17 protein-coding genes are annotated in these 20,372 nt (G+C 62.1%); 9 read left to right on the top strand and 8 right to left on the bottom strand.

The features are described from left to right. Positions 1–25: 25 nt before the first annotated feature. Genes KVG91_RS15405 through KVG91_RS15370 form a run of 8 tightly spaced genes read left to right on the top strand, consistent with a single transcriptional unit; the run spans position 26 to position 6,543 of the window. On the top strand, positions 26–1,273 hold the full coding sequence (locus KVG91_RS15405; RefSeq protein ID WP_169375932.1) for an NAD(P)/FAD-dependent oxidoreductase: 1,248 nt from the start codon (positions 26–28) through the stop codon (positions 1,271–1,273). Continuing rightward, on the top strand, positions 1,270–2,019 hold the full coding sequence (locus KVG91_RS15400) for a class I SAM-dependent methyltransferase (RefSeq protein WP_169375931.1): 750 nt from the start codon (positions 1,270–1,272) through the stop codon (positions 2,017–2,019). The genes KVG91_RS15405 and KVG91_RS15400 overlap by 4 nt, the downstream gene beginning before the upstream one ends. Beyond that, positions 2,016–2,498, top strand: a complete 483-nt coding sequence (locus KVG91_RS15395) for a hypothetical protein (RefSeq protein ID WP_169375930.1) — start codon at positions 2,016–2,018, stop codon at positions 2,496–2,498. The genes KVG91_RS15400 and KVG91_RS15395 overlap by 4 nt, the downstream gene beginning before the upstream one ends. Then, on the top strand, positions 2,495–3,661 hold the full coding sequence (locus tag KVG91_RS15390) for a beta-ketoacyl-[acyl-carrier-protein] synthase family protein (RefSeq protein ID WP_169375929.1): 1,167 nt from the start codon (positions 2,495–2,497) through the stop codon (positions 3,659–3,661). Before KVG91_RS15395 ends, KVG91_RS15390 begins: the two co-directional genes overlap by 4 nt. After that, positions 3,658–4,122 carry a hotdog family protein gene (locus KVG91_RS15385; RefSeq protein ID WP_169375928.1) on the top strand — a complete coding sequence of 155 codons (465 nt, stop codon included), beginning with the start codon at positions 3,658–3,660 and terminating at the stop codon, positions 4,120–4,122. The genes KVG91_RS15390 and KVG91_RS15385 overlap by 4 nt, the downstream gene beginning before the upstream one ends. Then, complete coding sequence (gene fabG / locus KVG91_RS15380) at positions 4,115–4,843, top strand: 3-oxoacyl-ACP reductase FabG (RefSeq protein ID WP_169375927.1); 729 nt, start codon at positions 4,115–4,117, stop codon at positions 4,841–4,843. Before KVG91_RS15385 ends, fabG begins: the two co-directional genes overlap by 8 nt. Continuing rightward, positions 4,843–6,069: a beta-ketoacyl-ACP synthase gene (locus tag KVG91_RS15375; RefSeq protein ID WP_169375926.1), complete on the top strand. Its 1,227-nt coding sequence runs from the start codon at positions 4,843–4,845 to the stop codon at positions 6,067–6,069. Before fabG ends, KVG91_RS15375 begins: the two co-directional genes overlap by 1 nt. Before the next feature lie 27 nt (positions 6,070–6,096). Then, entirely contained in the window at positions 6,097–6,543 is a 447-nt protein-coding gene (locus KVG91_RS15370; RefSeq protein WP_169375925.1) for a hypothetical protein, read from the top strand. 209 nt (positions 6,544–6,752) lie between these two features. Here the strand turns inward: KVG91_RS15370 and KVG91_RS15365 are convergent, their stop codons facing one another. Next, complete coding sequence (locus KVG91_RS15365) at positions 6,753–7,139, bottom strand: type II toxin-antitoxin system PemK/MazF family toxin (protein WP_169375924.1); 387 nt, start codon at positions 7,137–7,139, stop codon at positions 6,753–6,755. Positions 7,140–7,225: 86 nt separating this feature from the next. After that, entirely contained in the window at positions 7,226–8,119 is an 894-nt protein-coding gene (locus KVG91_RS15360; RefSeq protein ID WP_169375923.1) for a LysR family transcriptional regulator, read from the bottom strand. A gap of 171 nt (positions 8,120–8,290) precedes the next feature. Between KVG91_RS15360 and KVG91_RS15355 the strand changes: the two genes are divergently transcribed. Further along, entirely contained in the window at positions 8,291–9,517 is a 1,227-nt protein-coding gene (locus KVG91_RS15355) for an MFS transporter (protein WP_178115083.1), read from the top strand. A gap of 176 nt (positions 9,518–9,693) precedes the next feature. Here KVG91_RS15355 and KVG91_RS15350 read toward each other — a convergent pair whose 3' ends face one another. The 6 genes from KVG91_RS15350 to aroB all read right to left on the bottom strand — a co-directional run bounded on the left by KVG91_RS15350 (position 9,694) and on the right by aroB (position 20,311). Continuing rightward, the gene (locus KVG91_RS15350) at positions 9,694–9,945 is read right to left on the bottom strand and encodes a helix-turn-helix transcriptional regulator (protein WP_169375921.1); all 252 of its coding nucleotides are present in this window, start codon (positions 9,943–9,945) and stop codon (positions 9,694–9,696) included. A gap of 131 nt (positions 9,946–10,076) precedes the next feature. Beyond that, entirely contained in the window at positions 10,077–11,144 is a 1,068-nt protein-coding gene (hemE, locus tag KVG91_RS15345; protein WP_169375920.1) for a uroporphyrinogen decarboxylase, read from the bottom strand. 245 nt (positions 11,145–11,389) lie between these two features. Then, positions 11,390–12,808, bottom strand: coding sequence for an FAD-dependent oxidoreductase (locus KVG91_RS15340; protein WP_027605000.1), 1,419 nt, complete (start codon positions 12,806–12,808; stop codon positions 11,390–11,392). A gap of 32 nt (positions 12,809–12,840) precedes the next feature. Next, entirely contained in the window at positions 12,841–17,286 is a 4,446-nt protein-coding gene (gene gltB / locus KVG91_RS15335; protein ID WP_169375919.1) for a glutamate synthase large subunit, read from the bottom strand. 355 nt (positions 17,287–17,641) lie between these two features. Continuing rightward, positions 17,642–19,201 carry an SPOR domain-containing protein gene (locus tag KVG91_RS15330; RefSeq protein WP_169375918.1) on the bottom strand — a complete coding sequence of 520 codons (1,560 nt, stop codon included), beginning with the start codon at positions 19,199–19,201 and terminating at the stop codon, positions 17,642–17,644. A gap of 9 nt (positions 19,202–19,210) precedes the next feature. Then, positions 19,211–20,311 (bottom strand): 3-dehydroquinate synthase, encoded by a 1,101-nt coding sequence (aroB, locus tag KVG91_RS15325; RefSeq protein ID WP_169375917.1) that lies wholly within the window; start codon positions 20,309–20,311, stop codon positions 19,211–19,213. Positions 20,312–20,372 lie beyond the last annotated feature (61 nt).

Raw genomic sequence — 20,372 nt, 5'->3', positions numbered from 1 at the left:
ATCGCCAGAACGGCAAGGAGCCCTCGTGCCCACAGTTGAAATGGAACGTCGCCAGGTGGTGGTGATCGGTGCCGGTCCATCCGGGGCCATCGCCGCCGCGCTGCTCAAGCGCAAAGGGCATGATGTATTGATCATCGAGCGCCAGCATTTCCCACGGTTCTCGATTGGCGAAAGCCTGCTGTCCCACTGCATCGACTTTATCGAAGAAGCCGGCATGCTCGAGGCCGTGCAGGCCGCAGGTTTCCAACTGAAGACCGGTGCCGCGTTCGCTTGGGGCGAGCGCTACAGCGCGTTTGATTTCGGCGACACCTTCAGCAACGGCAAGCCCACCACCTTCCAGGTGCAGCGTGGCGAGTTCGACAAGTTGCTGGCCGATCAGGCCGCGCTGCAGGGCGTGGAGATTCGCTACGGCGAAACCATCGTCGGCGTGGATTTCAAGGGCGAGTGCCGCTACCTGCACGTTCGCCGCGAGAACGGCAGCGAGTACCACCTCAAGGCCACGTTCGTGCTCGACGCCAGCGGCTATGGCCGTGTGCTGCCGCGCCTGCTGGACCTGGACATGCCGTCGGACTTCCCGGTGCGCCAGGCCGTGTTCACCCACGTTGAAGACCGGATCGAACACCCAGGCTTCGACCGCACCAAAATTCTGGTCACGACTCACCCGACCCAGCGCGATATCTGGTTCTGGACCATCCCGTTCAGCAACGGCCGCTGCTCGGTCGGCGTGGTCGCGGCCAAGGCGCATTTCGAAGGCCGTGACACTGACCTTGACGCTTGCCTGCGCGGCTTTATCGACGAGACCCCGAGCCTCTCCGGCGTACTGAACAACGCCGTGTGGGATACGCCGGCGCGGAGCATCGGCGGCTACGCGGCCAATGTCAAAACCCTGCACGGCCCGGGTTTTGCACTGCTGGGCAACGCCGCGGAATTTCTCGACCCGGTGTTCTCGTCCGGCGTGACCATTGCCATGCGCTCGGCGAGCATGGCGGCCGGTGTGTTGCATCGTCAGCTCAAAGGCGAAACCGTGGACTGGCAAACCGAGTTCGCCGAACCCTTGAAGCGCGGCGTCGAAACCTTCCGCTGCTACGTCGAGGGCTGGTACGCCGGGACCTTCCAGGATGTGATTTTCCACCCGGGCAGCTCGCCGGAGATTCGGCGGATGATCAGCGCGATCCTTGCCGGGTACGCCTGGGATGAGCGCAACCCGTTCGTGAGCGAGCCCAAGCGACGGTTGCGGATGTTGTCGGAAATCTGTGCGAGTGAGCCGGTATGAGCAGTGCGCCGCTGGAAAAGACCTGTTTGAGCAGCAACTATGTCGAAGAAACCCGGTTCGGCTTCTGGTTCCTGCGCAGCCACACCTGGCAGCACCGCGTGTTGCGTGTGGCGATCAACGACTTGCGCAGCCTGTTTACCGAGTCGCCGCCACCGGCGCCGGTACTGCTGGACGCCGGTTGTGGCCAGGGCAAATCCTTCAAGCTGTTGCACCAGGTGTTCGCGCCTGGGCGGCTGATCGGCCTGGACGCCGACCTTCACAGCCTCGAGTTAAGCCGTGAAGAAGCCGCGCGCCAGGGCCTGGCCGTCGAGTTGATCGGCAGCGACTGCGCCACGTTGCAAGTGCCGGACGCCAGCGTCGATATCCTGTTCTGTCACCAGACCTTCCACCATCTGGTTGAACAGCATCGCGCACTCAACGAGTTCTACCGTGTGCTCAAGCCGGGCGGTTACTTGCTGTTTGCCGAGTCCACCGAAGCCTATATCGATACCTGGGTGATCCGTTGGCTGTTCCGCCACCCGATGCAGGTGCAGAAAAGCGCCGAGCAATACCTGCAAATGATCCGCGAGCAGGGCTTTGAATTCGGCCCGCAGAACGTCTCGTACCCGTATCTGTGGTGGAGCCGCTCCAGCGACTTCGGCCTGTTGGAACGCTGGGGCCTGCGCAAGGCGCCGCCGGTGGGCCAGCGCGAAGAGACCCTGGTCAACTGCGTGGCACGCAAACCCTTGGCGAGTGCCGCGCCATGATGCGCATGCTGTTGATCGGCTGCCTGTTGCTGCTCAGCGCCTGCGCCAGCCAGCCACCGCTGCCTGGGAAGCCCCCAGCCCTGGCGTTGCCGTTGCAACTGCACGTGCAACGCCTGGCCGACGGCCAGAGCCAGGACTGGTTGCTGGTGATCCAGCGCGAAGGCGGCGGCATTCGCTGGTCGATGATGGACCCGCTGGGCATCCCCCAGGCCCGGCAAAAACTGATCGATGGCCAGTGGCAGGCCGATGGCCTGCTGCCGCCCAACCCCCAGGCGCGCGAGCTGTTTGCCGCGTTGCTGTTTGCGTTGACCTCGGCCGATGACGTGCGCGCGCTGTACCCCAGCGCTCAGGCGAGGGACTTGACGCGCACCCTGCCGGGCCATTGGCAGATCGTGTATCAGTCTTCCGAAGTCTTCAGCGTGAACATGACCGGGCAGCCGTTGAGCTACCGCGTCACGCCGCTCGGAGCTGGCCGATGACCGCCTACCTCAACGCCCTGGGCATCATCTGCGCCCTTGGCCGTGGCCAGGCTGAAGTCAGCCGCCGCCTGTTTGCCGGTGACTGCTCGGGCATGCGCGTCGAGAGCGGCTGGGTGCCGGAGCGCGAGTTGCCGGTCGCCGGCGTGCGCGGCGAACTGGCGAGCATCCCCGCGCAATTGGGCCAGCAAAGCAGCCGCAATAACCAATTGTTGCTGGAAGCGGCGCTGCAGATCGAGGGCCAGATCCGCCGGGCAATCCAGACCCATGGCGCCTCACGGGTCGGCGTCGTGCTCGGTACCAGCACGTCGGGCATCGACGAAGCCAGTCGCGGGATGGCCCAGTACCTGCGAGAAAACCGGTTCCCGGGCGACTACGACTACCAGCAGCAGGAACTCAGCGCCCCAGCCAACTTCCTGGCTGACTGGCTGCAGCTGAGCGGCCCGGCCTATGTGATTTCCACCGCCTGCACCTCCAGCGCCCGCGCACTGATGAGCGCCCAGCGCCTGTTGGACCTGGGCCTGTGCGATGCGGTGATTTGCGGCGGTGTCGATAGCCTGTGCAAGCTCACGCTCAACGGCTTCAGCGCGTTGGAAGCCGTGTCGAACCAGCGCTGCAACCCGTTTTCGGTGAACCGCAACGGCATCAACATCGGTGAGGCGGCAGTGCTGTTCCTGATGAGCAAGGAACCCGCAGCCATCGCCCTGCTGGGCAGCGGCGCCAGCTGCGATGCGTACCATATCTCCGCGCCTGAACCCACCGGCAAAGGCGCGTTGCAGTCGATGCGCAAGGCACTTGCCAGTGCCAAACTGCTGCCCGAGGCGATCGGTTACCTGAACCTGCACGGCACCGCCACCCAGCATAACGACGCCATGGAAAGCCTGGCCGTCGCCAGCCTGTTCCCCGAGGGCGTTGTTTGCTCGTCGACCAAACCCATGAGCGGCCATACCCTGGGCGCAGCCGGCGCACTGGAGGCGGCATTCTGCTGGTTGAGCCTGGTTCACAACCGCGTGCCGCCGCATGTCTGGGACGGCCGGGCCGACCCGCTGCTGCCTGCCTTGCAGTGGGCACAGGCTGGAGCCGGCCTGGAAAAACGCTGCCTGATGAGCAACTCGTTTGCCTTCGGTGGCAACAATGTCAGCCTGATTATCGCAGAGGCCCCATGATCAATTGGCCACTCGCCGAACTGCTGCCCCATGCCGGCGACATGATCCTGATCGACCAGGTGCTGTCGTTTGACGAAGAGCAGATTCACACCCGTACCACCGTCCAGCACGGCGGCCTGTTCAATCGCGCGGACGGCAGCTTGCCCGCCTGGGTCGGCATCGAATTGATGGCGCAAAGCGTCGCCGCCTATGCCGGCTGCCGCGCGCGCCAGAAAGGCGAAGCTGTGGAACTGGGCTTTCTGCTCGGCACACGTAAGTTCGAGTGCAACGTGGAACACTTTCCCGCCGGCGCCGAACTGACGATCCACGGCCTGCGCTCCCTGGAAGACGACAACGGCATGGGTGTGTTCGAATGCCACCTGACCGGCGACGGTATCCAGGCCAGCGCCCGCTTGAATGTATTTCGACCGCCCCAGGCGGCCAACTATTTAGCTGAATCGAAGGACGAACGTCATGACTGAATCCGTACTGGTCACAGGCTCCAGCCGTGGCATCGGCCGCGCCATTGCGCTGCGCCTGGCCCAGGCCGGGCATGACATCGTGCTGCACTGCCGCAGTGGCCATGCCGAAGCCTGCGCGGTGCAGGCCGAGGTTCAAGCGCTGGGCCGCCAGGCGCGGGTGCTGCAATTCGACGTGGCGGATCGCGCCCTTTGCAGGCAAATCCTTGAGGCCGATGTGGAGCAACATGGCGCCTATTACGGCGTGGTGCTCAACGCCGGGCTGACCCGTGACGGCGCCTTCCCGGCCTTGTCCGAAGACGACTGGGACGTGGTGATGCGCACCAATCTCGACGGTTTCTACAACGTGCTGCACCCGGTGATGATGCCGATGATTCGCCGGCGCGCGGCCGGGCGTATCGTATGCATCACCTCGGTTTCCGGGTTGATCGGCAATCGCGGCCAGGTCAACTACAGCGCCTCGAAAGCCGGCCTGATCGGCGCGGCCAAGGCCCTGGCCATCGAGCTGGGCAAGCGCAAGATCACCGTCAACTGCGTCGCCCCCGGCCTGATCGACACCGCCATGCTGGATGAAAACGTGCCGGTCGACGAGTTAATGAAAATGATCCCGGCACAACGCATGGGCACGCCCGAAGAAGTGGCCGGCGCGGTGAACTTCCTGATGTCGGCCGAGGCGGGCTATATCACGCGCCAAGTCCTGGCGGTGAATGGGGGGTTGTGCTGATGAAACGCGTCGTCGTCACCGGCATGGCCGGCATGACCTCCCTGGGCGGTGACTGGGACACCATTTCGGCCAACTTTCGCGCCAACCGCAGTGGCATCCGGCGCATGGACGAGTGGGACCGCTTCACCGAATTGAACACGCGCCTGGCCGGGCCGATCGACGACTTTGTCGTGCCCGCCCATTGGACGCGCAAGCAACTGCGCAGCATGGGCCGCGTCTCGCGCCTGGCGGTATGGGCGGCGGAACAGGCGTTGCAGGACGCCGGTCTGCTCGGCGACGAATCGATCAAGGATGGACGCATGGGCGTGGCCTGTGGCTCGTCCACCGGCAGCACCGACGAGATCAAGGCGTTCGGCAACATGTTGCTCAATTCAGTGGCCGAGGGGCTGAACGCCAACTCCTATGTGCGCATGATGCCGCACACCACGGCGGCGAATATCAGCATCTTTTTCGGCCTCACCGGGCGGCTGATCCCCACGTCCAGCGCCTGCACCAGCGGTAGCCAGGGCATCGGCTATGCCTATGAAGCGATCAAGTTCGGCCGCCTGCCGTTGATGCTGGCCGGTGGCGCCGAAGAGCTGTGCCCTACCGAAGCCATGGTGTTCGACGCGCTGTACGCCACCAGCCTGAAGAACGATGCCCCGCAAACCAGCCCACGCCCCTATGACAGCGGGCGCGATGGCCTGGTGATCGGCGAAGGCGGCGGCATGCTGGTGCTCGAAGAACTGGAACACGCCCTGGCGCGCGGTGCGCATATCCACGCCGAGCTGGTCGGCTTCGGCAGCAACGCCGACGGCCAGCACACCACACGTCCGGAACAGAAAACCATGCGCCGCGCGATGGAGTTGGCCTTGGAAGATGCCGGGCTAGAGCCTTCCTCGATCGGCTACGTGAATGGTCATGGCACCGCCACTGACCAGGGCGATATCGCCGAAACGCTGGCCACCAGCAGCCTGTTCGGCAGCCGCATGCCCATCAGTTCGCAAAAGAGCTTTCTGGGCCATACCTTGGGCGCGTGCGGCGCGCTGGAGTCGTGGTTCAGCATCGAGATGATGAACCGCAACCAGTACGTGCATACCTTCAACCTGGATTCGGTCGATCCGCAATGCGGCGAACTGGATTACCTGCAAGGTGAGTTTCGCGAGATGCACCACGATTACGTGATGAACAATAACTTTGCCTTTGGCGGCGTCAACACCTCGCTGATCTTCCGCCGCTGGTCCTGACTTTTTTAATCGATTGGAGAATACGGAATGTCTTCCTTGCTACGCGCGACCCTGATCACCCTGGCCCTGCTGACGACAGCCGGCTGCACCAGCAAACCGATCCTCAATACCCAGCACGACCTGCCGGCCAACGCCCAGGTCAGTGAAGAAAAAATGAAAACGGTGATCGTCAACGCCCTGCAAAAACGCGAATGGACGGTACAACGCCTGAGCCCGCACCTGGTGCAGGCCGAGATTACCGTGCGTAATCAGTACTACGCGGCCATCGACATCCGCTACACCCGCAACAGCTACACCATCACCTACCGCGACAGCCGACAGCTGGGCTACAAGGACGGCAAGATCCATCGCAACTACAACCGCTGGGTGAACAACCTGGACAGCGACATCATGGCGGGCTTGCGCAGCAATGGTGTGAGTGGCGAGGCGGGGTCGGCGGCGCAGTTGTTTGAGCAGACCGGGACTACCAAGTAGAACTGAGGCACTCAGGCTTCAGAAACGACAAAGGGCGCCTCTCGGCGCCCTCTTCACAAACAGGTTGGCTTGTCATCGCCTCGTCCTGCCTGGCTCTGCGATGGCTGGTTGCCCAGGATCCTCAGAGTCTCACAAGCCCCTTTCGGGAACTTGGGCAGTATGCCTGAAAACAGCTTAACGGCAACCCGTGGCAAAATGCCGTTCATCCCTCAATGCAGCCCCAGCGCACTGCGCACCGCCGCCTTTATTGCTAAGAATTGATCATAGGTGAGTTCAGCGATTTTGTAAGTTCGTTTGCCGTGACGATCTTTGCTTTTGATCCGGTCGAGCCTGCCCAGGCTGACAGTCGCCACAATGTCACATTTTGCCCAGCAGACAGGGCTTGCTCCTTGAAGATGACTATCGAGCTGCAAGTGGTGCTCCAAGACCGTCTGCGGCGCAGTGGTGCTCAGTGGCACAACCGTCACCAGCAACTTATTGGTTCGGTGCTTGCGTACCACGATTACCGGTCGGATCTTTATGATTTCCGGGGCCTCATAGCCTCGAAAATCACACATCAACACGCTGCCCTCCTTGGGCTGATAGAGAAGTGCCATCCATATCACTCGCTTGAGAAAAAGCGATTCTGCGTAACTTTTCGGCGAATAACTAAGCCGGTTGCGTTACCTGATATGTGTCCGCGCTACAGCACTGCCTTACGCGTCAACAACTCCACAAACGCCTTCGCCATCGGCGTCTGCGCGCCCTTGCGTTGCACCAGCCACACCGCCGTCACCGCCTCGGGGTCGAGCAACGTGCGATACACCACGCCATCGATCCGTATGCGTTGGTATGACGCCGGCAACACCGACACGCCCAATCCCGCCGCCACCAGACCGATGATGGTCATCGCCTCCCCCGCCTCCTGGGCGATGTGGGGGCTGAAGCCGGCGTCACGGCACAGGCTGAGCAACTGCGCATACAGACCGCTGCCGTAGGCGCGCGGGAAAAACACGAACGGCTCCTGCGCCAGTTGCGCCAGGTGCACGCCCCGCTCGCTGCCCTCTGCCAGTGGGTGGTCGGCATTCAACACGGCCACCAGCGGCTCGCGCATCAGCTCGACCACGCTCAGCGAGTCCGGCAACGGCAGCGGTCGCATCAGCCCCACCTGGATCGACTCATCCACCAGCGACTCGGCCACTTCTGTGCTGCTCATCTCCTGCAGATTGAGGTGCACCGCCGGGAACGCTTGGCGAAACGCGAAGATCGCCTGGGGAATGCTGGAATTGAACGGCGCCGACGAGGTGAAGCCGATCTTCAATTCACCCAGCTCGCCCAACTGCGCACGACGCGCCACATCCGCCGCCTTGTCGACCTGTGCCAGCACCAATCGTGCCTCGTGCAGGAATAATCGGCCCGCTTCACTCAGCTCGACCCGGCGATTGGTCCGCTCGAATAACCGCGCGCCCACTTGCTGTTCCAGCGCCTGGATCTGCTGGCTCAGCGGCGGCTGCGAGATGCCCAGCACCTGCGCGGCGCGGCCAAAATGCAGTTCTTCGGCAACGGCGATGAAGTACCGCAAGTGACGCAATTCCATGCACACCTCATTAGGTCGTTAAAGCTATCAAACAGGTCGAACAATATATTGGAAAGAATCATTAGCCAGCTATATTCTTTTTCCATTGCCGCTCCTGGCACGCTCGTGCGCCCCGAGGTCCCCGTGAAAGCTGCTGTCGCTCCACTCGCTCAAGAACGCCCTTCCACCGCCCTGGATGAAGGGGTGGCCCAACTCAATGATGCGTACATCGAAAAAGGCACGCCGATGTTCATGCGTACGGTGCTGGCGTTGTTCTGCGGCGGTTTTGCCACCTTCGCCTTGCTGTATTGCGTGCAACCGATGATGCCGGCGCTGTCCCATGAGTTTTCCATCAATGCCGCGCAGAGCAGCCTGATCCTGTCTGTGGCTACCGCGATGCTGGCATTCGGCTTGCTGATCACCGGGCCGATCTCCGACCGACTGGGACGCAAGCCGGTGATGGTCTGCGCACTGTTCTGCGCGGCACTGGCGACCATTGCCAGCGGCTTGATGCCGAGCTGGGAAGGCATCCTGCTGATGCGCGCGCTGGTGGGCCTGTCACTGAGCGGCCTGGCCGCCGTAGCCATGACCTACCTGAGCGAAGAGATCCACCCGCAGCACATCGGCCTGGCCATGGGCCTGTACATCGGTGGCAACGCGATTGGCGGCATGAGTGGACGGCTGATCATCGGCGTGTTGATCGACTTCGTCAGTTGGCACACCGCAATGCTGATCATCGGCGCCCTGGCACTGATCGCCGCCATGGTATTCTGGAAAATCCTGCCCGAATCGCGCAACTTCCGCGCCACCAGCCTCAAGCCACGCAGCCTGATGGATGGCTTCGTCATGCACTTCAAGGACGCCGGCCTGCCGTGGTTGTTCCTCGAAGCCTTTCTGCTGATGGGTGCGTTCGTGACCCTGTTCAACTACATCGGTTACCGCCTGCTGGCAGACCCTTATGACCTCAGCCAGGCTGTGGTTGGCCTACTGTCGCTGGTGTACCTCTCGGGCATCTACAGCTCGGCGAAAATCGGCTCGCTGGCCGACCGCCTGGGCCGCCGCCGCGTGCTCTGGGCCACGATCGTGCTGATGCTCGCCGGCATGGCCATGACCCTGTTCACCCCACTCTGGCTGGTGGTGCCAGGCATGCTGGTCTTCACCTTCGGCTTCTTCGGCGCCCACTCGGTGGCCAGCAGCTGGATCGGCCGCCGCGCGGTGAAAGCCAAGGGGCAGGCATCGTCGCTGTACCTGTTCAGCTACTACGCAGGATCGAGCATTGCCGGGACGGCGGGCGGGTTCTTCTGGCACTTCGGCGGATGGAACGGGATTGGCGCGTTTATCGTGGCGTTGTTGATTGGCGCGTTGCTGGTGGCATTGAGGTTGGCGAAGTTGCCGCCGTTGGGGCGAACAGCGACCTGATGCGGGCTCAAAAAAAAACCGCTTTAAGTTACTGACCGTAGGCGTCGGGTTGTAGGGCATCACCAGCGACGCCTCGCGCTCGGCATCGGCGGATGAATAAGCGAACGAGAACTGCGAACCCTTTGACAGTTCGCCTGAATGTCCATGGGGGGGTGACGACGTTGAGTAATTTGACTCTACTCATCATGCTCCACCAGATCGGCCAGGGACTTGAGATCGATGCGTTTATCGACAACGTCCAGGGCCATTCCCAGCGCAGAAATTACCCGGAACACCGTGTACATCGCGACGTTTTCACCTGCTTCAAGATCCATTATGGTCTTGCGGTTGCACTTGGCCCGCTCCGCCAGTTGCGCCTGGCTATAGCCTTTGGCGCGACGCAGCTGTCGTATTCTGTCACCCAACTCGGGCGGATTGGCCAGCAACATAATGTCACCCATAACGGACTTTAATGACTAGCGACGTCAGTATGTCCGTAATAACGGACATTGCAAGCGCGTTATTTCTGCTGTATCAAAAAATACCCGGCACAAACCGGGCATTTTCTATTGCGCGCCGATCACTCGTGATACTGCGCCGACAATTCGTGCACCGCACGCAGGAACGCGCCAGCATGCTCCGGGTTCACTTCCGGGGTGATGCCATGGCCAAGGTTGAACACGTGCCCGGTGCCCTTGCCGTAGCTGGCGAGGATGCGCCCGACTTCGGTGCGGATCGCTTCCGGCTTGGCGTACAGCACGGTCGGGTCCATGTTGCCCTGCAGCGCAACGCGGTTGCCGACGCGCTGGCGGGCTTCGCCGATGTCGCAGGTCCAGTCCAGGCCCAGTGCGTCAGCACCGGCGTCGGCGATGCTTTCCAGCCACAGGCCGCCGCCCTTGGTGAACATGATCACCGGGACCTTGCGGCCTTCGTGTTCACGGATCAGGCCGCTGACGATCTTGCGCATGTAGGCCAGGGAGAATTCCTGGTACGCCGCCGCCGAGAGGTTGCCGCCCCAGGTGTCGAAGATCTGCACGGCTTGCGCGCCGGCCATGATCTGGCCGTTGAGGTACGAGGTGACCGACTGCGCCAGCTTGTCGAGCAGCAGGTGCATGGCGTGCGGGTTGTCGTAGAGCATGGCCTTGGTCTTGCGGAAGTCTTTCGACGAGCCGCCTTCGACCATGTAGGTGGCCAGGGTCCAGGGGCTGCCGGAGAAGCCGATCAGCGGCACGCGGCCGTTGAGTTCACGGCGGATGGTGCTCACGGCGTCCATCACATAACCGAGGTCTTTGTGCGGATCGGGAATCGGCAGGGCCTCGATATCGGCCAGGGTGCTGACGACTTTCCTGAAGCGCGGGCCTTCGCCGGTTTCGAAGTACAGGCCTTGGCCCATGGCGTCAGGGATGGTGAGGATGTCGGAGAAGAGGATGGCCGCATCCAGTTGCGGGTAGCGGTCCAGCGGTTGCATCGTGACTTCGCAGGCGAACGCAGGATTCATGCACAGGCTCATGAAGTCGCCGGCGTGGGCGCGGCTGGCGCGGTATTCCGGCAGGTAGCGACCAGCCTGGCGCATCATCCACACAGGGGTGACGTCCACGGGTTGCTTGAGCAGGGCACGCAGGAAACGGTCGTTCTTGAGGGCAGTCATGTCGGCATCCGCAAAAAAAGTGCGGGCATTTTCTCAGAGCGCGACGCAAAAGGCACGGAGTGAGCCGTGCCTTTTGTCTATCGGGTCAATTTGTCGCAAGGGCTGGTCTCACAAACCTCAATGTGGAATGAGGTTTATGTGGGAGCTGGCTTGCCTGCGATGGCGGTGGTCCAGTCGATACATCCATTTGACTGTTACACCGCTATCGCAGGCAAGCCAGCTCCCACAGTTGACCGTATTTCAAATCAGACTTGCAGGTAATCCAGGATCCCTTCAGCGGCGTTGCGCCCTTCGAAGATCGCCGTTACCACCAGGTCCGAGCCGCGCACCATATCGCCACCCGCGAAGATTTTCGGGTTGCTGGTCTGGTGCTTGTACTGACCTTGTTCCGGGGCCACGACGCGGCCCTGGCTGTCGGTCTGGATCTCGAATTGTTCGAACCACGGCGCCGGGCTTGGACGGAAGCCGAAGGCGATGACCACGGCGTCGGCCGGGATGATCTCTTCGGAACCCGGGATCGGCTCGGGGCTGCGACGGCCGCGGGCGTCCGGTTCGCCTAGACGGGTCTCGACCACCTTCACGCCTTCGACACGGTCTTCGCCGACGATGGCGATCGGCTGGCGGTTGTAGAGGAATTTCACGCCCTCTTCCTTGGCGTTCTTCACCTCTTTGCGCGAGCCGGGCATGTTGGCTTCGTCACGACGGTACGCACAGGTCACCGACTTGGCGCCCTGGCGGATCGACGTGCGGTTGCAGTCCATCGCGGTGTCGCCACCGCCGAGCACTACGACCTTCTTGCCTTTCATGTCGACGAAATCTTCCGGCGACTTTTCAAAGCCCAGGTTGCGGTTGACGTTGGCGATCAGGAAATCCAACGCGTCGTATACACCCGGCAGGTCCTCGCCGGCAAAGCCGCCCTTCATGTAGGTGTAGGTGCCCATGCCCATGAACACGGCGTCGTATTCGGCGAGCAGTTGCTCCATGGTGACGTCCTTGCCGATCTCGGTGTTCAGGCGGAACTCGATGCCCATGCCGGTGAACACTTCGCGGCGGTTGCTCAGGACGGTTTTTTCCAGCTTGAACTCAGGAATACCGAAGGTCAGCAGGCCACCGATTTCCGGGTTCTTGTCGAACACCACCGGGGTCACGCCGCCGCGCACCAGCACGTCGGCACAGCCCAGGCCGGCAGGGCCCGCGCCGATGATGGCGACACGCTTGCCGGTCGGCTTGACCTTGGACATGTCCGGGCGCCAGCCCATGGCGAACGCGGTGTCGGTGATGTATTTCTCGACCGAACCGATGGTCACCGCGCCGAAGCCGTCGTTAAGGGTGCACGCACCCTCGCACAGACGATCCTGCGGACACACCCGGCCGCAGACTTCCGGCAGGGTGTTGGTCTGGTGCGACAGTTCGGCGGCGGCGAGGATGTTGCCCTCGGCCACCAGCTTGAGCCAGTTGGGAATGAAGTTGTGCACAGGGCACTTCCATTCGCAATACGGGTTACCGCACCCCAGGCAGCGGTGGGCCTGATCGGCCGAGTGCTGGGGTTTGAAGGGTTCGTAGATTTCCACGAACTCTTTCTTGCGTTGACGCAACAGTTTCTTCTTCGGATCTTTGCGCCCGACATCGATGAACTGGAAGTCGTTATTCAGACGTTCAGCCATGTTAAAACCTCATCAAACTCTTCAGGCGCATATCACTGCGGGTTGGCACGGATGCTGGAAAGCAACGATTTCAGGTTGGCAGCCTTGGGCTTGACCAGCCAGAAACGACGCAGGTAATCGTCCAGGTTTTCGGCGAGGTTACGCCCCCATTCGCTGCCGGTTTCCTCGACGTATTCGTCCAGCACATGCTGCAAGTGGTTGCGGTAGGATTCCATGGCTTCGCCGCTGATCCGCTGGATCTCGACCAACTCGTGGTTGACCTTGTCGACGAAGGTGTTGTCCTGGTCGAGCACGTAGGCGAAACCGCCGGTCATGCCCGAGCCGAAGTTGTAACCGGTCTTGCCCAGTACCGCGACAAAACCACCGGTCATGTACTCGCAGCAGTGATCGCCGGTGCCTTCCACCACGGTGTGGGCACCGGAGTTACGCACGGCGAAGCGCTCACCGGCAGTGCCGGCGGCGAACAGCTTGCCGCCGGTGGCGCCGTACAAGCAGGTGTTGCCGATGATGGCGCTTTCCTGGGATTTGTAGACGCTGCCGGCAGGCGGAACGATCACCAGCTTGCCACCGGTCATGCCTTTGCCCACGTAGTCGTTGGCGTCGCCTTCGAGGTACATGTGCAGGCCGCCGGCGTTCCACACGCCAAAGCTCTGGCCTGCGGTGCCTTTGAAGCGGAAAGTGATCGGCGCTTTCGCCATGCCCTGGTTGCCGTGCTTGCGCGCGATTTCGCCAGAGACGCGGGCGCCGATGGAACGGTCGCAGTTGCAGATATCCAGGGCGAATTCGCCACCGCTGGCGTCGTTGATCGACGAGCCGGCCATGTCGACCATCTTCTCGGCCAGCAAGCCTTTGTCGAACGGCGGGTTGCGGTCCACCTGGCAGAACTGCGGCTTGTCGGCCGGGATGTGATCGCTGCCCAACAGTGGCGTCAGGTCCAGGTGTTGCTGCTTGGCGGTCTGGCCTTCGAGGATTTCCAGCAGATCGGTACGCCCGATCAGCTCTTCCAACGAACGCACACCCAACCTGGCCAGCCACTCACGGGTCTCTTCGGCGACGTAGGTGAAGAAATTCACCACCATGTCGACGGTGCCGATGTAGTGATCCTTACGGAGCTTTTCGTTCTGGGTGGCGACGCCGGTGGCGCAGTTGTTCAGGTGGCAGATGCGCAGGTATTTGCAGCCCAGGGCGATCATCGGCGCGGTGCCGAAGCCGAAGCTTTCGGCGCCGAGGATCGCGGCCTTGATCACGTCGAGGCCGGTTTTCAGGCCGCCGTCGGTCTGCACGCGGACCTTGCCGCGCAGGTCGTTGCCGCGCAGGGTCTGGTGCGTTTCGGCCAGGCCCAGTTCCCACGGTGCGCCGGCGTACTTGATCGAGGTCAGCGGCGAAGCGCCGGTACCGCCGTCGTAGCCGGAAATGGTGATCAGGTCGGCATAAGCCTTGGCCACACCGGCGGCGATGGTGCCCACGCCGGCTTCCGCCACCAGTTTCACCGAGACCAGAGCCTGCGGGTTGACTTGCTTGAGGTCGAAAATCAGCTGCGACAAGTCTTCGATCGAATAAATGTCGTGGTGCGGCGGCGGCGAAATCAGGGTCACGCCCGGCACCGCGTAACGCAGCTTGGCGATCAGGCCGTTGACCTTGCCGCCTGGCAGCTGGCCGCCTTCGCCGGGCTTGGCGCCCTGGGCCACCTTGATCTGCAGCACTTCGGCATTGACCAGGTATTCCGGCGTCACACCGAAACGGCCGGTGGCAACCTGCTTGATCTTCGAGCTCTTGAGCGTGCCGTAGCGCGCCGGGTCTTCGCCGCCTTCGCCGGAGTTGGAACGCGCACCGAGGCGGTTCATGGCTTCGGCGAGGGCTTCGTGCGCCTCTGGCGACAAGGCACCCAGGGAAATACCGGCGGAGTCAAAGCGCTTGAGGATCGATTCCAGCGGCTCGATTTCGCTGATGGCCAGTGGCGTGTCCAGGGTTTTCACCTTGAACAGGTCACGGATCATCGACACCGGGCGGTTATCCACCAACGCGGTGTAGACCTTGAACTTGGCATAGTCGCCTTGCTGCACGGCGGCTTGCAGGGTGCTGACCACGTCCGGGTTGTAGGCGTGATATTCGCCACCGTGCACAAACTTGAGCAGGCCGCCTTGCTGGATCGGCTTGCGCGCGCTCCAGGCTTCGGCCGCCAGGGCTTTCTGTTCGGCTTCGATGTCGACGAAACGCGCACCCTTGATACGGCTCGGCACGCCACGAAAGCTCAAATCGCAGACTTCTTCGGACAGGCCGATGGCTTCGAACAATTGAGCGCCGCGGTACGACGTAACCGTGGAGATGCCCATCTTCGACAGGATCTTGAGCAAGCCCTTGGTGATGCCCTTGCGGTAGTTCTTGAACACCTCGTAGAGGTCGCCCAGCACTTCACCGGTGCGGATCAGGTCGCCCAGCACTTCGTAGGCCAGGAACGGGTAGACCGCCGAGGCGCCGAAACCGATCAGCACCGCGAAGTGGTGCGGATCGCGGGCCGTGGCGGTTTCCACGAGGATGTTGGAATCGCAGCGCAGGCCTTTTTCGGTCAGGCGGTGGTGCACCGCGCCGGTGGCCAGCGAGGCGTGGATCGGCAACTTGCCCGGGGCAATGTGGCGGTCGGTCAGCACGATCTGGGTACGGCCGGCGCGCACGGCTTCTTCGGCCTGGTCGGCGACGTTGCGCACGGCGGCTTCCAGGCCGAGGCTCTCGTCGTAGTTCAGGTCGATGATCTGCCGCTCGAAACCTGGGCGTTCCAGGGTCATCAACGAACGCCACTTGGCCGGAGAAATGACCGGCGAGCTGAGGATTACGCGCGAAGCATGCTCCGGCGATTCCTGGAAAATGTTGCGCTCGGCACCGAGGCACACTTCCAGCGACATCACGATGGCTTCGCGCAGCGGGTCGATCGGTGGGTTGGTCACCTGGGCGAACTGCTGGCGGAAATAGTCGTACGGCGTGCGCACGCGCTGGGACAGCACGGCCATCGGCGTATCGTCGCCCATGGAGCCGACCGCCTCGTAGCCTTGCTCGCCGAGCGGACGCAGCACCTGGTCGCGCTCTTCGAACGTGACTTGGTACATCTTCATGTACTGCTTGAGCTGGTCGACGTCGTAGAAAGCCGAACCGTGGTCGTTGTCTTCCATGGTCGCCTGGATGCGCAGGGCGTTCTTGCGCAGCCATTGCTTGTACGGGTGACGCGACTTCAGGCGGTTGTCGATGGCGTCGGTGTCGAGGATCTGCCCGGTTTCGGTGTCCACGGCGAGGATCTGCCCAGGGCCCACACGGCCTTTGGCGATGACGTCTTCAGGCTGGTAGTTCCACACACCGATTTCCGACGCGAGGGTGATGAAACCGTTGGTGGTGGTGACCCAGCGCGCCGGGCGCAGACCGTTACGGTCGAGCAGGCAGACGGCGTAGCGACCGTCGGTCATGACCACGCCAGCCGGGCCGTCCCACGGTTCCATGTGCATCGAGTTGTACTCGTAGAACGCACGCAGATCCGGGTCCATGGTTTCGACGTTTTGCCACGCTGGCGGAATGATCATGCGCACGCCACGGAACAGGTCGATACCGCCGGTGACCATCAACTCGAGCATGTTGTCCATGCTTGAGGAGTCGGAGCCTACGCGGTTAACCAGCGGGCCGAGCTCTTCGAGGTCCATCAGGTCGTTGGCGAACTTGGTGCGACGGGCCACGGCCCAGTTGCGGTTGCCGGTGATGGTGTTGATCTCGCCGTTGTGGGCAAGGAAGCGGAACGGCTGGGCCAATGGCCATTTCGGCAGGGTGTTGGTGGAGAAGCGCTGGTGGAACACGCAGATTGCGGTCTGCAGGCGCTCATCGCTCAAGTCCGGATAGAAGGCGGTGAGGTCCGCCGGCATCATCAGGCCTTTGTAAATGATCGTCTTGTGGGAAAAGCTGCAGATGTAGTGTTCGGTGTCGGCGGCATTGGACACCGACGAACGACGACGGGAGGTGAACAGCTTGATCGCCATGTCCTGATCGCTCAGGCCGTCGCCAGCGATGAACACCTGTTCGATCTGCGGCAGGCGCTCCAGGGCCAGGCGGCCGAGCACACTGGTGTCGATCGGCACTTTGCGCCAGCCGACGAGTTGCAGGCCGGCGGCGACGATCTCGCGGTTCATGTGCTCGCGAGCGGCCTCGGCTTTTACCGGGTCCTGGTTGAAAAACACCATGCCCACGGCGTACTGCTTGGGCAGGTCAACCGCAAAGTGCTCTTTGGCGACAGCGCGCAGGAACTGGTCGGGCTTTTGAATCAGCAAGCCGCAACCGTCACCGGTCTTGCCGTCGGCGTTGATCCCACCGCGGTGGGTCATGCAGGTCAGGGCCTCGATGGCCGTTTGCAAAAGGGTATGACTGGGCTCGCCCTGCATGTGGGCTATCAGGCCGAAACCACAGTTATCCTTGAATTCATCGGGTTGGTACAGACCTGCTTTCATAGACACTTTCTCACCAGGCTGCCTCTTATATCGAGGCAAATTTCTTTTCAATTCAACCGGTTACCTTCCACGCCGAACGTACGCCGGCTTAGCGGGGGCAAAAGGGAGGTCATTGTACACACCGACACAGACGCTCACAAATTTAGCGACGAAATGTCGCAAATCTATGTCGCATTTATGAAAGGTTTAAAGCGATATGCTGTGCTAGTCAAAACTTTTTTAATTCTGACCGCTACGACTCAAAAGCTACTTTGACGCAGACACCGCAAGGCGCGCGGCTTCCAGGAAGCTGCACGCACTTGCGGTTTGTATTTTGAGGTGCCGGGAGGGCGGCCTGGGTAAGGCCGCCGGATCTTCAGCGAGTTGTTGCGAGTTCTTGTTGAACGCTGGCAACAGTGCGAGGCCAAGGTTTACCAGCCTGAACCTTCGCTGGCAAGGCCTTGATGGCGGAATCGGCTGCCGCGCGGCTGGGGAAGTTGCCGTAGGTGATCACGTAGAGAGGCTTGCCGTTGAGCACTTTCTTGAAATATCGGTACTCGCCGCCCTGCTCTTTCACGAACGCCTGAGCATTGGCTTCAGAGCTGGTGCCAAGGATCTGCACCACGAAGTTACCGGTTGGCTGGCTGGCATACCAGCTGCTACCGGCAGCGCCGGCCTTGGCAACGGTGGCGGCGGGTTTTTCAGCAGGCTTGGCGGCCGGAGCTGGCGCTGGCTTTGCCACGGGTGCAGCAGGCTTGGCAGTGGCGACCGTCGGAGCCGGAGTCGGAGTCGGCTTGACGACTGGCGCAACGGGTGCTGCTGGCGTACCGGCAGGGACGCCGGCAGGTGGCGCGGTGGTGGTCACGGTCGGCGGTGTAGCGCTGGAGCCTTCCACCGGCACGCCGTCGTCACCTTCGGAAATACCACCGGCCTCTTCGGCGAGCGGGCCGCGCATCACAGGCTGGCCGACCATCGGCAGATTGGTCGGTTGGCCGGAATTGGCGAATTCGACGTTTGGCGTGGGCTTGCCCAGTGGTAACTGCGCCTGTTCGGTTGGCGCGCCAGCGGTGGTCGGCGCCTTGCTGCGGCCGGGGATCAACCAGGCAGCGGCGACAGCCACCACCACGACGGCGGAAATGGCCAATACGTGTTTCTTAGGCATGGTGAACCCTATCTTTGGACGCTTGACCGCGGTGCGGCTGGCAATCATGGCTTCGATCATGGCATCGCGGGCAACCTGATTGATATTGCCAGGCCAGCCGCCTGCGCTTTCGTGAATATCAGAGATCTGTTGAGCGGAGAAAAGTTCGATACCCGCCCCTGCGCCTTCCAGGCGTTGAGCCAGGTATTCGCGGGTTTCTTCCTCCTCGTACGGCTGCAACTCAATGACATGGAACAACTCCTGGTCACCGCTGATCTGCTCCAGATCGGCGATCAACGATGACTCGCCAAACAGGAACACATGCGGACGGCCTTCCGGGGTGCCTGCCGCCAGCGCCAGCAGCGCTTCGAGGGCAGACTCGTCGAGCTGCTCGGCGTCATCCACCAGCAGGTAGACTTCCTGGCCGGTCAGGCCCAGTTGCACAACCTGCTTGAGGATCGCATTCGGCTCGGCAGTGGCCACGTCCAGCGCCTGTGCAACCTGGCGCAACACGCCCGCCGCATCACCGGCACCACGGGCCGACACCACCACGCTCTGTACCGACTGCTTGTTGGTACTGGCCACCAGAGCCTGGCGCAGCAGGGTCTTGCCGCTGCCCAACGGCCCGGTCACGACCAGCAGCAACTGGCTGTAGCGCGCAAGGTGGTGCAACTGGCCGAGCACCGGCTTGCGCTGGGCCGGGAAAAATTTGAAGCCAGGCACCCGTGGAGCAAAAGGGTCATGGCTTAACTGGTAATGGCCGAGGAACGCCTCGTCGGCATGCAAACTAGTCATCGGGTCTTGTTAACCTTTAAGCTGGGCCAGGGCGCGGTAATCCGCTCCCAGCGTGGCCTGTAAAATCTCTTTCGGATAATCGTCGGTCACTACCGCTTCGCCCATTTGGCGCAGCAGCACCAGTCGCAGTCGACCGTCGATCACTTTCTTGTCTATCGCCATATGTTCGAGGAAGTCCGACTCAGTCATCGCCTCCGGCGGGATGACCGGCAATCCGGCGCGCTGAAACAGGCGGATGCCGCGATCCCGCTCCTGGGCGCTGATCCAGCCCAGGCGCTGGGACATCTCCAGTGCCATCACCGTGCCAGCCGCTACGGCCTCTCCATGCAACCACACACCATAGCCCATATGGGTTTCGATCGCATGGCCGAAGGTGTGGCCCAGGTTCAACGTAGCCCGCACGCCGGACTCCCGCTCGTCGGCATTCACCACCAGCGCCTTGGCGGCGCAGGAGCGCGAAATCGCTTCAGTGAGTGCCACCTGGTCGAGATTGCGCAGCGCATCCACATGCTCTTCGAGCCAGGCCAGGAACGGCTCGTCGCAGATCAGCCCGTACTTGATGACCTCGGCCAGGCCCGCCGACAACTCACGCGGCGGCAGGGTGTTGAGGGTCGCGGTGTCGATCAGCACGGCTTGAGGCTGGTAGAACGCACCGACCATGTTCTTGCCCAGCGGGTGATTGATACCGGTCTTGCCGCCCACCGACGAATCAACCTGGGACAGCAAGGTGGTCGGCACCTGGATAAAGTCCACGCCGCGCTGGTAGCAGGCGGCTGCGAAGCCGGCCATGTCGCCGATCACACCGCCGCCAAGGGCGATCACGGTGGTGCGACGGTCATGGCGCGCGGTCAGCAGGCCATCAAAGATCAGTTGCAGGGTTTCCCAGTTCTTGTGGGCTTCGCCGTCCGGGAGGATCACAGAGATCACCGAGTAGGCCGCCAGGCTGCGGCTCAGACGCTCGAGATACAGCGGCGCGACCGTTTCATTGGAGATGATCGCCACTTGCCGACCGGCAATATGTGGGGCAAGCAACTCTGGCTGGTCCAGCAGGCCTTCGCCAATATGGATCGGGTAGCTGCGCTCGCCTAGATCGACCTTAAGTGTCTGCATGTGTCCCCGCGTTAGATGTATTGACGACCGGTAACGTCGGTTCCGACGCTGCCTGATGGCT

Origin of the sequence: Pseudomonas azadiae (assembly GCF_019145355.1) — a bacterium.
Classification (GTDB): Bacteria; Pseudomonadota; Gammaproteobacteria; order Pseudomonadales; family Pseudomonadaceae; genus Aquipseudomonas; species Aquipseudomonas azadiae.
This window is presented reverse-complemented; position numbering and strand designations above follow the sequence as displayed.